This is a genomic window from Pseudomonas sp. Sample_23 (genome assembly GCF_004307595.1).
GTDB classification, from domain to species: Bacteria; Pseudomonadota; Gammaproteobacteria; order Pseudomonadales; family Pseudomonadaceae; genus Aquipseudomonas; species Aquipseudomonas atacamensis.
In genome coordinates this window covers 25,277-37,466 of record NZ_RCNX01000048.1, presented here as the reverse complement: position 1 = coordinate 37,466, position 12,190 = coordinate 25,277, and the positions used below count along the sequence as shown (strand labels likewise).

At 55.9% G+C, this 12,190-nt stretch carries 13 protein-coding genes; 4 read left to right on the top strand and 9 right to left on the bottom strand.

Annotation, left to right across the window (positions count from 1 at the left end):
• Positions 1-148: 148 nt before the first annotated feature.
• Positions 149-757, bottom strand: coding sequence for a TetR/AcrR family transcriptional regulator (locus D8U82_RS12705; RefSeq protein ID WP_016773570.1), 609 nt, complete (start codon positions 755-757; stop codon positions 149-151).
• 211 nt (positions 758-968) lie between these two features.
• Here D8U82_RS12705 and D8U82_RS12700 point away from each other — a divergent pair, with 211 nt between their 5' ends.
• Positions 969-2,024 (top strand): MBL fold metallo-hydrolase, encoded by a 1,056-nt coding sequence (locus tag D8U82_RS12700; RefSeq protein WP_125917208.1) that lies wholly within the window; start codon positions 969-971, stop codon positions 2,022-2,024.
• Between the two features lie 38 nt (positions 2,025-2,062).
• On the opposite strand, the gene D8U82_RS12695 is transcribed toward D8U82_RS12700, so the two are convergent.
• From D8U82_RS12695 to D8U82_RS12685, 3 genes are all read right to left on the bottom strand, one after another.
• A complete protein-coding gene (locus D8U82_RS12695) occupies positions 2,063-2,320 on the bottom strand; it encodes an XRE family transcriptional regulator (protein WP_122691415.1) in 258 nt (85 codons plus the stop codon).
• A gap of 12 nt (positions 2,321-2,332) precedes the next feature.
• The gene (locus tag D8U82_RS12690; protein ID WP_039758012.1) at positions 2,333-2,650 is read right to left on the bottom strand and encodes a hypothetical protein; all 318 of its coding nucleotides are present in this window, start codon (positions 2,648-2,650) and stop codon (positions 2,333-2,335) included.
• A gap of 93 nt (positions 2,651-2,743) precedes the next feature.
• On the bottom strand, positions 2,744-3,511 hold the full coding sequence (locus D8U82_RS12685; RefSeq protein ID WP_130902297.1) for a helix-turn-helix transcriptional regulator: 768 nt from the start codon (positions 3,509-3,511) through the stop codon (positions 2,744-2,746).
• A 112-nt stretch (positions 3,512-3,623) separates the two neighbouring features.
• Between D8U82_RS12685 and D8U82_RS12680 the strand changes: the two genes are divergently transcribed.
• From D8U82_RS12680 to D8U82_RS12670, 3 genes are all read left to right on the top strand, one after another.
• Entirely contained in the window at positions 3,624-4,439 is an 816-nt protein-coding gene (locus D8U82_RS12680) for a sulfite exporter TauE/SafE family protein (protein ID WP_125926457.1), read from the top strand.
• Positions 4,427-5,677: a hypothetical protein gene (locus D8U82_RS12675; protein ID WP_223630880.1), complete on the top strand. Its 1,251-nt coding sequence runs from the start codon at positions 4,427-4,429 to the stop codon at positions 5,675-5,677. The genes D8U82_RS12680 and D8U82_RS12675 overlap by 13 nt, the downstream gene beginning before the upstream one ends.
• A gap of 125 nt (positions 5,678-5,802) precedes the next feature.
• A complete protein-coding gene (locus tag D8U82_RS12670; protein WP_125926458.1) occupies positions 5,803-6,993 on the top strand; it encodes a hypothetical protein in 1,191 nt (396 codons plus the stop codon).
• Positions 6,994-6,996: 3 nt separating this feature from the next.
• On the opposite strand, the gene D8U82_RS12665 is transcribed toward D8U82_RS12670, so the two are convergent.
• The 5 genes from D8U82_RS12665 to D8U82_RS12645 all read right to left on the bottom strand — a co-directional run bounded on the left by D8U82_RS12665 (position 6,997) and on the right by D8U82_RS12645 (position 11,942).
• A complete protein-coding gene (locus D8U82_RS12665; RefSeq protein ID WP_130902296.1) occupies positions 6,997-7,983 on the bottom strand; it encodes a hypothetical protein in 987 nt (328 codons plus the stop codon).
• A 185-nt stretch (positions 7,984-8,168) separates the two neighbouring features.
• Positions 8,169-8,885, bottom strand: a complete 717-nt coding sequence (locus D8U82_RS12660; protein WP_125926460.1) for an HNH endonuclease signature motif containing protein — start codon at positions 8,883-8,885, stop codon at positions 8,169-8,171.
• A gap of 113 nt (positions 8,886-8,998) precedes the next feature.
• Positions 8,999-9,532 (bottom strand): Bro-N domain-containing protein, encoded by a 534-nt coding sequence (locus D8U82_RS12655; protein WP_130902295.1) that lies wholly within the window; start codon positions 9,530-9,532, stop codon positions 8,999-9,001.
• Positions 9,533-9,880: 348 nt separating this feature from the next.
• Positions 9,881-11,131, bottom strand: a complete 1,251-nt coding sequence (locus D8U82_RS12650; RefSeq protein ID WP_016773579.1) for a ribonucleotide-diphosphate reductase subunit beta — start codon at positions 11,129-11,131, stop codon at positions 9,881-9,883.
• Between the two features lie 550 nt (positions 11,132-11,681).
• The gene (locus D8U82_RS12645) at positions 11,682-11,942 is read right to left on the bottom strand and encodes a DUF2790 domain-containing protein (RefSeq protein ID WP_016773580.1); all 261 of its coding nucleotides are present in this window, start codon (positions 11,940-11,942) and stop codon (positions 11,682-11,684) included.
• Positions 11,943-12,190: the final 248 nt, after the last annotated feature.

Below are 12,190 nucleotides of genomic sequence, written 5' to 3'. Positions count from 1 at the left end.
TCGGTGGTGACTGCTCAATGCCAGCGTTCCGTTACTGGCAGATGGCTACTTATACAAAACTTAATAAAGTTGTACAAGAAAGGAATTTTTCACAACTTTGTATAACTTTTTGCGAAATTAGTTGTACGCGGCTCGCCGCACCAGTGATTCACCGCTGATACAGTGCCAGGAACATCTCCAGCGCCGACTCGGCAACTGCATTCTGCGCGTCTGGATCAAGGGCCGCGCGACCCAGCGAGATCTGCGGCCAGAACGCGAATGCCTTGAGCAAACCTTGTACTTGATGCGCGGCAAATTCTGGATCCACCGGCTTGAGCCGTCCGTCGGCTTGTGCTGCGCGTATCCAGACGGTCAGGCCTTCCTCGCGCTCGCCCATGCGCTCGATCATGTTCTGCGCACGTTCGGGGGAATGAATGGTTGCAGCAATTGCCACCCGGGCGAGGGTGAGAAAATTCTCGTCAGCCATCATCTGCACTTTTTCTCGCAGCATCAGGCGCAGCTGCTCATGCAGCGGTTGCTCGCGGTCGTAGCTCACCGACGGCTCGGCAATGATCCGCGCCCACAACTGATTAAGGATCTCGGCGAACAGCTCTTCCTTGCTCGGGAAGTGGTTGTACACCGTCCGCTTCGACACCCCCGCCGTGGCGGCGATCTTGTCCATGCTGGTGATTTCGAACCCGTGGGCACGGAATTCGGCGATCGCCGCCTGGATGATGGCTTCGCGTTTGCGGTCGGTGAGGCGTTGTGGAGCGGTCATGAGCGGACTTCGGCAGAGAAGGGGGGAAATTACACTCGGCAGTTTACTTGGCGTCGGCTTTGATGCAACCTAGAAACTACACCGCTCAGTGTAATGTTGCGTTAATCCTCGCACCTTACAAACCAGAGCGTTTGGCCTTTGCGTGCAGCTTGGCCATTTTCATTTCCCGTGGAATACCGTGCAGCACACGGTTTTTCGGAGTCGTTCAGTCATGGCCAATCCAGTCTCTCTCCCGGACAACACACCCACGCCTGAAGCCTCGCGCCAGGATCAAGGGCTGTTTCGCAATCATGCGCCGGTTCAGCGCGAAGGCCTGCGCAAAATGCTGCGGATCATGTGGAACATGATTTTCCACAAACCGCGCGACACCCGTCCGAGCGCCGCCATTCCTGTGCAGCCGCTTACTCGCGAAGATCTGCTCGCAGCGCCCAATCACAGCGTTTACCGCTTGGGGCACTCGACGCTGCTGCTGAAGATGCGCGACAAATTCTGGATCACCGACCCGGTCTTCGCCGAGCGCGCCTCGCCAGTGCAATGGGCTGGCCCGAAACGCTTCCACCAACCACCGATCAGCATTGACGAGCTGCCACCGATCGAAGCGGTGATCCTCTCGCACAACCATTACGACCATCTCGACTACGAAGCGGTACTCAAACTCGCCGCCAAAACCACTTACTTCCTGACTCCGCTGGGCGTGGGCGACACCCTGATCAAATGGGGCATCGACGCCAGCAAGGTGCGCCAGTACGACTGGTGGCAGGGCACCGAAATCGCCGGTATCCGCTTCATCGCCACCCCATCGCAGCACTTCTCCGGCCGTGGCCTGTTCGACGGCAACAGCACGCTGTGGGCGTCATGGGTGATGATCGACGCCGACACACGAATCTTCTTCAGCGGCGACAGCGGTTACTTCGACGGCTTCAAACGCATCGGCGAACAATACGGCCCGTTCGACCTGACCCTGATGGAGACCGGCGCCTACAACGTCGAATGGCCCCACGTGCACATGCAACCGGAAGAAACCCTGCAAGCCCACATCGACCTCAAGGGCCGCTGGCTCTTCCCGATCCACAACGGCACCTTCGACCTGGCCATGCACGCCTGGCACGAACCTTTTGACCGCATCCTTGCGCTTGCATGGGAACGCAGTATTGCGATTACCACACCGCGGATGGGGGAGGCGTTCAACCTTGCGCATCCACAACGGGGGAGTGCGTGGTGGATGGCGGTTGAAGAGGAGGGGGAGGCGCTAGTGCAGAACGCCTGACGATTTCATCCGGTTCGCCTCGGTGCGAACCGGATGAATCAGATTCCCATTTCCTTCATTCGCCGGTGGTAATCCTCCATCGTAGCGACTGACAAATCCCTGAATTTTCCACGAAGTATCTGACTTAGTGTTTCCAAGGTGATGCCAGTAATTTGCGCCGCTTCAGATTCGTTCAGGTTGGCAGTCTTGATCAACGCGGCCATTTTTGTCGCATATCCCGATTTGATCAGCATTTCATCTGCACCCTGCAGTCCCAAATCTGCGTAGATGTTGCCCGTGCTTCTTTCGATGTCCATCCTTAGCGCTCCTTATTCAGCCATCGCAAAATCCCCACGCCCCACCGATTCCCCCGCCATACCCTGTGCCCTGACACTGCGCCCCGGTGCAAACCCCGGGAAGAACACCAACCCCTGCGCTTCAAACCGATAAGCCAGTGCCAGCCTTGCGGCGTCCGCCACGTCCTGCTGCGCTTCGAACCGCTGGATATCTGCCACCGCCACTTCGGCCTCGCGCGACAGTTGTTCAACGCTCCAGCCCAGCATGGCGCGGGCCTGGACGCAGTGGGTCGGGGTGAACTGGAAAAGGGCAATGCGTTCGAGGACGTGGTTCATCGCAAGAGAGGCCATGGTGTGCTCCGGGCTCAAAAGTGCTGATTGAAAATGTACTGTGTTTTTGTACAGTTGTTTTCGGCCGGGATCAAACGCATTTTTCGAATTTGCCTAGTTCGTCGGCTCCAACCAGACGGACGGTGCCTGTCCCAGCACGCGCCGAAACATCGTCGAAAACGCCGCCGGGCTCTCGTAGCCGAAGTCCAAGGCAATCCGCGTCACCGCTTCCCCCGCCGCCAACCGTGCCAACGCCTGCACGACGCACGCCTGCTGACGCCACTGACGAAAGCTGAGCCCGATCTGTTGCCGAAACAATCTGTTAAAGGTACGCAAGCTTATGTGTAACTGATCGGCCCAATCCTGCGGGGATTGATGGGTGTTGGGCATGTTCAGAAAGGTCTGACACAGACTGAGGAGCTTTCCTTCGGCTGGCATGGGAATGTGTAGGGCAAGGGGCGCGCTGCGTGCCAGTTCATGCAACAGCAAGTTGATCAGCACACCGTCGCGTCCGGCCTGGTCGTACATCAGTGGCACGTCCACCGCTTCCATCAGCAAATGCCGCAGCAGCGGCGACACATTGAGCACTTGGCAGTCCGGCCCCAGATCCACGTTGCCCGGTTCGACATACACACTGCGCGTGCTCACCCCGAGCATCAACACCTCATGGGCCACGCCCGGCGGAATCCACACCGCGCGTTGCGGCGGCACCACCCAATTACCGTTCCGAGTGCTGACTTGCATCACGCCTGTTGCGCCGTAGAGCAATTGCCCACGGCGATGCGTATGAAACGGGAGTAGGTGGCCGTGGGAATAATCGGTACCGATGGCCACGACCGGGCGAGGCGTGGCATCAAGCTGATTGATCGAAATATTGCGCATCAGGCGTGTTCCAGCGATTGGCGTAAACGCGAACATTATTGGCCCAACTACTGAAGCCGGCCAGTGCATCACGCTCTAATGTCCTGGGCTCCCCCGATCCTGGAAGCCCACCATGTTCTATCTCCTGCTTACATTGTTCGGTTGCCTCACCGGCATCAGCGCCGTGCTCTTCGGTTTCGGCGGCGGCTTCGTCATCGTGCCGCTGCTCTATCGCATGCTCACCGCCAGCCACGCAGCCGACGACCCCATCGCCCAGTCGGCCATGCACATCGCCGTGGCCACCTCGACCTGCGTGATGATCGTCAACGCCCTGATCGCTACACGCAAACACCAGCGCGCGGGCAATCTGCTCCGGGACTACCTCTGGCCATTGGCCGGGTTTATCGGCGGGGGCGCGATCGTCGGCGCCATCGCTGCGATGTGGGTCAGCGGCCAAGTGATCCGCTACGCCTTCATCGCCTACCTGGGCGTGACCATCGTCGATTGCCTGCTGCGCCGAGGATTTCTCACACAGTCCCAAACGATAATCCCACGGCGACTGACCACGACGGAAACATCCGCCGGCGGCGTAGGCATCGGCGCCATCGCGACGTTTCTCGGCGTAGGAGGAAGCGTTATGACCGTTCCGCTGCTGCGCCGCTGCGGGCTGAGCATGTCGCAAGCGACCTCCATGGCCAATCCGCTCAGCGTGCCGGTAGCGTTGGCCGGGACGTTGACGTACATGGCGCTGGCCGGTTTCACTGAGTCTGATTTGGGTGCCTGGTATATCGGGTATGTCGATGTGCTGGCGTTTGCGCTGCTGACGGTTGGTTCGTTGCTGGGGATCAGATTGGCTGCGCCGTGGATAGGGCGAATACCGGATCGGGTGCATGCGCGCGTGTACATCGGTTTACTTATGGTGGTGATGATCAGCATGTGCTTGAGCTGAGCGCGACGGCGCTCGATTCCAGCGCGCAAGCTCGCCATAATCCGCAGCTACTTTCGCGGGCAGTTGCTCGCTTATTCAAGGATGAAGTGATGTACCGAGGACTGTTACGTCTTTTTGCTGTTTTTCTTCTAACGGGTTCTTTTGTCTCGACGGCAACTTGGGCCGAGACCGGCGCGCAGTTGTTCACCGGCACGTTGGGTAAATCGTCTATCGTCCTCGAAATAAATCCTCGTACCGGAGAGGGACGTTACTTTTACAAGAAGTACCGCAAGGATCTACCACTCGACGGTGCTCTGGACGGGGAAACGCTTGTGCTGGAAGAAGGCTCGCGGATAGACGACTCACGCCCGACCTTGCGTCTGCGGCCGACAACTGATGGTTGGTATGGCGAGTGGACGAGCACCGCTGGGAAAAGCCTGAAGATCAAGTTACAGCCAGCCGTCATCCCCGATGTAGCGGATGATGCCTTGCCCTTTTTCACCACACTTCACGACAAGTACCCTTATGAATACCTGCGGCTGCAGGGCGTCACACTCAAAAAAGGCAACATCGACACCTTCATGGGCTACACGCTGCAGTGGTGGAGCGAGCCGAAGACAGGCACTTCTCTGTTTGAAGTGGTCTCGGGTTATTCCCTTGAAGAGCGTCGACGCATCAACCAACAATTGATGGCGCGTTTGTGGAGCGAGGTATTGTCGTCTTATGGATGTTCAGGCAGTTACGCGCAGTCGAGCCAACCACTGTGGATGTCGTCAACAGTGATGAGTGTTCTGATTTCATCAGATTATTTCTGCGGCGGTGCCTATCCGGATCAAAGCCAGGATGCGCTCAACTTCGACACTAAAACAGGCAGACTCCTGACCCTTGATGATGTTTTGTGGGTGGGGCAGGGCAAGCCATTGCATTTCCAACGAGAGGGCGACTTCGGCGGGGAGGCGTCCGGCTCGTCTGATTCCTGGTCTAACTACCGCAGTGAGGAACTGGCACCCTGGCTGGTCGCGCAGTTGCTGAAACTCTACTCCAGTGAAATGACCGTTACCCCCGAAGGTGAAAACGACTGCAACTACGACGAGAGTTATCCCTGGCAATTTCCCGGTTGGCACTTCACGGAGCTGGGCATCAAGCTCGAGCCATCATTTCCCCACGTCGCGGCGGTCTGCGGATTCGTCGACTGGAGCGTTCTGCCGTACACAATCGTCAAACAACATCCGGGCGGGGTTGCACTGCAACTGCCTTGATGTCGCGTTTACTTCCATGCGCAGCCCCTCGATTCCCGACCACAACCCCGCCATAATCGCCGCGAATTTATCCGCGCCGGCCCTCAAATGCCGGCGCGACATCCGACTCTTTCAAGGAACGATCAATGCTCAAGGGACTGATGCGCCTGGCGCCATGCGCTGCTGTGCTGTTCTCGCTGATTCCAAGTGTCCACGCCGATGATGGCCGACGCGTGTTCACCGGCACGTTGGGCAAAATGCCGATCGTCGTAGAGCTCAATATCACGCAGCAGGACGAAGTAACCGGTCGGTACTTCTACGAAAAATACCATCGTGATTTGCCGCTCAGTGGCGCGTTGCAGAACAGCACGCTGACTTTGACCGAGGGCAATAATCGCTATGGTGACGAAAAGCCGCTGTCAACGTTGGAACTGGAAGAAACCGGCAGCGGCTGGCAGGGCGAATGGAAAAGTCCGCAGGGCAAGAAGCTGCCAGTGAAACTCATCGAGGCCAGACTTACCGCCCCCACCTCATCAACTTTGCCGTTCATTGCCGCTTTGCCCTACAGCGAGCCTTACGAGTATTTGCGCCTGCTGGGACTCAAACTGAAACCGGCGAAGAAAGAAAACTTCATGGGCTACGACCTGCAATGGTGGACAGAGCCTGAGACAAAGATTTCCCTGTTCAGCGTGGAGTCCGGATTGTCGAAAGATGATCAGCAACGGGTTAACCAGCAGTTGCTTGGACGCCTCTGGAATGAAGTCATCAGTTACCACGGCTGCCAGCTGCAGGGCGGCGAAAACGTCGAATTTATGCAACAGGTGCAACCGAAAATGATCTCGCCAGCCGTGGTCAGCCTGAACATCTCGACCAGCTATTACTGCGGCGGCGCGCATCCAGACTTCGGCGATTCACCGCTCAACATTGACGTCAAAACCGGCCACCCGCTGTCCCTCGAAGATGTGCTGTGGGTCGGTGAGGGCAAACCACTTTTACATGCCGAACGCGACAGCTTGGGCGACGAACCTCTGAGCAAGGACGAAAGTAACGCGCGCTATCAGTACGTCAGCAAAGAGTTGGTGCCGTGGGTGATCAAACAATTCACGGCCCTGTACCCCACAGAAATGAAGACACCGACGGGAGATGACGACTGCAACTTCCAGGACGAAAGCATCTGGGGGACTTCACCTTGGTACTTCACCGAGAAGGGCTTGTACCTCGGCGCGTACTTCGCTCGCGTGCAACGCTCTTGTGATAGACCTGACTGGTCGATCCTGCCGTACTCCCTAGTCAAACAACACCCTGGCGCCGTAAAACTGCAACTGCCCCAAGGCTAGCCATCACTCCAACCCCGGCGCTTCACGAATAATGAAGTGATCCAGGTTCTCGATATTGGCATTGAAGACCTCGAAAGGCTTTTCGGGGTTCTTCTTGCCGGGCACCTGCTTCAACTCCGGCGTCACCCCATAGAAGAAACAGAACAACGCCTTGTCGCTATCCACCGCGTGCTTGATCTCTTCCAGAAACGCCTTGCGCTTGCGGTAGTTGTCGATCAGCTTCTTGTTCAGATAAACGCTGACCGGATACGGCTTCTTCTTGCTGTCTTCGGGCTTCTTGAACCAGACCTTGTCCTCGAAATCGATACGAAAACTGGCGCTGTGGAAGTCCTCGATCTTCTTGATCCGCCCCCAGTAAATCAGCCCCTTGTTGTCCGTCAGATACTCGATCTTCTTGAAGAACGAACTGTACGGCGCCGTATGCTCGCCAATCTTCAACGGCATGCGCTTGAGCAACTCCTTGTCGGCGAAGTTGGAAACAAAACACTCCACCGGATGCGCAAACACACTGGTCTTGTCCGGCGCCGACTCACGACTCGCTGACTCCTTACCACTGTCTGCCACCATCCGAACCGGATCATCGCGCAACACATCCGCCGCCCCCGCTGGCGTGACAGGCTTGCGTACATACTCACGCCGGGTCAGCAATAACTCCGATGGGAAATGCTCCTCACGCCCGTCATCCACCTCGCCATCCGCCGTCTCAACACCAGACGCCGACGCCTTCAAACTCACATACGGACAACCCGCCACATGCTGCGTCGTGGGCAGATTCTTGAAGTGCGGCGTGCGCACGTAATTCACATTCTTGGCATTGAATGTACCCAACTCATTGGAAGCCTCGAACGCCGCACGACAGGCATCGTTGGGGCACTGGAAGTGTTCCTTCGCCGAGTCAAACGCCACCGTTTCATCGAAATTGAGATCGCGAACATCATAGATCGACAACTTGTCGTCGAGGCTGAGGCAGTAGGCGAGATCGAATTTCATGGTGGGGCTCGGATCCTTGAGTTGGGGAGGGGTATTAATAGCGGGAGGCGGCGCGGGTTGCACTGATTGTTTTCAGGATGATGCGGGATTTGTGGGAGGCAGCCTGTTGGTGAATTGGTGGTATCAACTCATCACCGAATCCAGACACCCAGTCAGTAGCAAAAACTCTCCCTAGTGACAGAGCTTTATCCCTCCGGAATCAGCCTTTTCACCCTTGTATAAAGCGAAGCTGTAAACGCCACGCGATCATTTGAATGGTGACAACGACGATGGCAATTCGGACAAAGTGCTACAGCGTTCGAAACTTGATCCGAACCCTTATCTGCAAGTGGTTTGACATGGTGGACTTCAAGAAACGGCAGATCATGCATCTGAAACGGAGCCGGGTCGCCACAGCCTTCGCAATGCCCCTCGGCTTCATTTCGAACCCAAGCTCTAACCTCGGGATCGCGAACGTAAACCGTGCGAGTACTTGACGCTTTCTTTGGTTTCTTTATGCCTTTCGGTGGCTCCTTTATATGTTTCTTCTGAATTGCAGCAGCGCGACGCTCTAGTGTTTCTTCGTCGGCTGTCGGAATAGCAGGGTCGCCCGGCTGGAAGCCGCGATTTGTGAGAGCTATTCGAATTAACTGCTCAACGTTCGAACCAACGTTTTCCGCCGGTTTGTAACCCTTAATGGGTTTCCGATCCATCGTCATCAGGACTTTGGAAATGTTCTGCATTCGGAATTCGACAGAGCCTTTTGTACGAGTCGACAAGGCTGATGCGCGTAGTTCGCGATTCTCATGTGCCTTGTTGAATTTGTGACCCGCGAGCTCTAAATCAAGCATTCTGAGATAGGTGTCAACCGCTGCCTCAATCTCAGCAACAGTCCAGTCAGTGTCTTTTTTCTTGTTGCTCATAAAATCGCCGAGGGTTGAAAACCCTCGGACGATACTGAGTGGCCATCACGGCTGTCTAGGAAAATTCCTACAGAAAATAGCGACGGATCTCTCGAGATCCGACAACCACATCGCTAACCCATCGAATGCTTCGAAGACTGAAACACCTGCGTGACCCTTCGCCACCAGGAGTTCTCTACCGAAGCTCGACGTGGATTTTGATCATTTAACAGATAAGGCATATCCCGAAGCCGAATCCAGCCCTCATCTTGCCAATGCAGCAAACTCAAAGACATTTCCGGCCAATCCAACAAACTCAACATTGGCCGATGTGAATCCCCCGAATCCTGCGCATCGCGCAATGTCGGCACTACCTCATTGGTCAACCACTCACGCAGCAACCGATTTCCCGGTACGTAGTGATAGATCAATAGCGCATACACCCCCGATTCACTGAGCATCAGATGCTGTTCTGGTTCTCGAAAGTACTCGATCCGCATGACGCGGCGTTGATCGCTATCTAGCTTGTGGACCACCCGATCATTCAGGTGGAAGCCCATCAAACGGCCAACATCCCGGGCGGAGAACCATGGCTGACTTTCGAGTAGAAGGGCATGTAGAGAAAGGTTGTGGCGAGAGAAAACAGTTACCGAGCATGGATCCGACATATCTATGACCTCTACGTTATGGATTTTGGGCGGGCCTGACCCCAACGTAGAGCGGACTTAAAAAATCCCAACGAGCAGAGCAGTTGTCACCGACGAATTACGCGTCTGTGTCACTGACGAAGCTTTCTACGTTGGGCGTTTCTTAGGCACCTGCCACAGAGCTTAGTAGCGCTCGCAGCAGGCTTCAATGGGAAGCGACTGTAAGTGCTGTAGGAGATTGAGCGCTGTGACGTAGGCGTAAAAAGGCTCACCGATCGCCCATAAAAAAGCCCCGATCAGATCGGGGCTTTTTGCTTTCTCGATTCGCCGACTCAAACCGCAATCGTCAAATCATGCCAAGCGAGACTATTAGTCCCAGCTCAGAGCACCACCAGTTTGGTATTCGATCACGCGCGTCTCAAAGAAATTCTTCTCTTTCTTCAAGTCCATAATCTCGCTCATCCAAGGGAACGGGTTAGTCGTCCCAGGATATTCCTCTTTCAAACCAATCTGCGACAAACGACGGTTAGCGATGAACTTCAGATAGTCCTCCATCATCGCCGCGTTCATGCCCAGTACGCCGCGAGGCATGGTGTCGCGGGCGTATTCGATCTCCAGCTGGGTGCCCTGCAGAATCATCTGGGTCGCTTCTTCCTTCATCTCAGCATCCCACAAGTGTGGGTTTTCGATTTTGATCTGGTTGATCACGTCGATGCCGAAGTTCAGGTGCATGGATTCGTCGCGCAGGATGTATTGGAACTGCTCGGCGACGCCGGTCATTTTGTTGCGGCGGCCCATGGAGAGGATTTGGGTGAAGCCGCAGTAGAAGAAGATGCCTTCCAGAACGCAGTAGTAGGCGATCAGGTTGCGCAGCAACTCTTTGTCGGTTTCCGGGGTGCCGGTTTCGAACTTCGGATCGGAGATCGAGCGGGTGTACTTCAGGCCCCAGGCTGCTTTCTTCGCGACCGATGGGATCTCGTGGTACATGTTGAAGATTTCGCCTTCATCCATGGCCAGCGATTCGATGCAGTACTGGTAGGCGTGGGTGTGGATCGCTTCTTCGAAAGCCTGGCGCAGGATGTACTGGCGGCATTCCGGGTTGGTGATCAGGCGGTACACGGCCAGGACCAGGTTGTTGGCAACCAGGGAGTCGGCGGTGGAGAAGAAGCCGAGGTTGCGCATGACGATGCGGCGCTCGTCGTCGGTCAGGCCTTCCGGGTTTTTCCAGAGGGCGATGTCGGCGGTCATGTTGACTTCTTGCGGCATCCAGTGGTTTGCGCAACCGTCCAGATACTTCTGCCAGGCCCAGTCGTACTTGAATGGCACGAGTTGGTTGAGGTCGGCGCGGCAGTTGATCATGCGCTTTTCGTCAACGGCGACACGGGCGGAGGCGCCTTCGAGTTCGGCGAGGCCTTCGGCGACGTCGAGGGAGTTCAGTGCAGCCTTGGCGCGGGCCACGGCGGCCGAGTCGTCGGCGGTGACGGCGCGGGCTTCCAGCGCTGCGGCGCCGCCGGCGTTGTCGAGGCGGTCCATGTTGGCTTCGCTTGCGTGGCCGGCATTGGCGCCTTTCACGGTTGCGACTTCACTGTCTTCTTTATCGAATTCGTCCCAGCTCAGCATGACGTGTCGTCTCCTGCGTGAGGGCTTGTGCCCGTGTGAAACCTGAAGGGTTGGTTTTTCACACGGCCAAACAAGCCGCGTTGGATGTCGTTTTTTGCAGCGCTGCACGCAGGCAAATAAACAGAAATTTTGACGGGTCCCGAGAGCCTCTGATGGGCGCAATCAGCGTCGGGCACTGTTGCGGGGCTTCAGAATGGCTTTTGCTCCCTGTAAGGGAATATTGCTGACCCGTATAGGGCGGCATTATAGGGAAATTTTTACCGGCGTGGTGCGGCGAATCGGCTCATGGCGAGGCCGAGGAGGGGGTGGATTTCGGTCCGACCGAGGGATTACAGGGCTTTGCGCGGAATCGACCCGAGCAGATTTTTTTTCGTTAATTTTTTGGCAGGTGTTTTTTTGTTTAAAAAATAGCCAGAAAAGCAGGTTTTTCACTATATCTAGTGTTTTGCAAGCCTTTTTCGCGGCTCCAGACACAACTGAGCCCGACCGAAGCCGGGCTGGAATCGACCCTCAATGTAGCGTTGAGCGATCCGATTCGGTGCAGTCTGATTCAGTTCGTGCAGCCGTTGCCCATGATGCTGTAGCGCAGGATGTGGCGTTGGCCTTTGGAGTCGTCGTATTCCATTTTTGCCGGTACAACTTCGCAGACATTCGGAATTTCGCTCATCGATACAACTTTGGCGATGTCCAGATGTGTGGAGTAAGTGTATTCCTCGATGACCGGTTGTTGCTGTGCGACATCAGTCGGGACCTCGTCTGCCATGGCGGTTGCGCACAGACTGCTGAGGGCCAGAACCAATAAAGCTTTCATTTCTAATTCACCTTTTTGAGGTCGAGTGGGGTCACGCAACCTTTTTAGGGTTGCGTGTGGAGCTTGAGTATTTGATGCGTTACTTGGAGAGCTGGATTAACGGCCTTCGTGGGGGCTGTAACGTTGTTAATCGCGGTTGCCTTGTTGGCGAGGTGAATTTTAGGGCGGTGGGATGCAGGTAAACAGGGGCGGTTTTGATAAACACTTTTGATAGATTTGGTAACAATCGATTGAGGTCTTGGTGTCCG

What these genes read in the sequence shown, in the direction of transcription:
- D8U82_RS12705 (WP_016773570.1), bottom strand. Translation starts at nt 757, where the DNA reads ATGACCGCTCCACAACGCCTCACCGACCGCAAACGCGAAGCCATCATC.
- D8U82_RS12700 (WP_125917208.1), top strand. Translation starts at nt 969, where the DNA reads ATGGCCAATCCAGTCTCTCTCCCGGACAACACACCCACGCCTGAAGCC.
- D8U82_RS12695 (WP_122691415.1), bottom strand. Translation starts at nt 2,320, where the DNA reads ATGGACATCGAAAGAAGCACGGGCAACATCTACGCAGATTTGGGACTG.
- D8U82_RS12690 (WP_039758012.1), bottom strand. Translation starts at nt 2,650, where the DNA reads ATGGCCTCTCTTGCGATGAACCACGTCCTCGAACGCATTGCCCTTTTC.
- D8U82_RS12685 (WP_130902297.1), bottom strand. Translation starts at nt 3,511, where the DNA reads ATGCGCAATATTTCGATCAATCAGCTTGATGCCACGCCTCGCCCGGTC.
- D8U82_RS12680 (WP_125926457.1), top strand. Translation starts at nt 3,624, where the DNA reads ATGTTCTATCTCCTGCTTACATTGTTCGGTTGCCTCACCGGCATCAGC.
- D8U82_RS12670 (WP_125926458.1), top strand. Translation starts at nt 5,803, where the DNA reads ATGCTCAAGGGACTGATGCGCCTGGCGCCATGCGCTGCTGTGCTGTTC.
- D8U82_RS12665 (WP_130902296.1), bottom strand. Translation starts at nt 7,983, where the DNA reads ATGAAATTCGATCTCGCCTACTGCCTCAGCCTCGACGACAAGTTGTCG.
- D8U82_RS12660 (WP_125926460.1), bottom strand. Translation starts at nt 8,885, where the DNA reads ATGAGCAACAAGAAAAAAGACACTGACTGGACTGTTGCTGAGATTGAG.
- D8U82_RS12655 (WP_130902295.1), bottom strand. Translation starts at nt 9,532, where the DNA reads ATGTCGGATCCATGCTCGGTAACTGTTTTCTCTCGCCACAACCTTTCT.
- D8U82_RS12650 (WP_016773579.1), bottom strand. Translation starts at nt 11,131, where the DNA reads ATGCTGAGCTGGGACGAATTCGATAAAGAAGACAGTGAAGTCGCAACC.
- D8U82_RS12645 (WP_016773580.1), bottom strand. Translation starts at nt 11,942, where the DNA reads ATGAAAGCTTTATTGGTTCTGGCCCTCAGCAGTCTGTGCGCAACCGCC.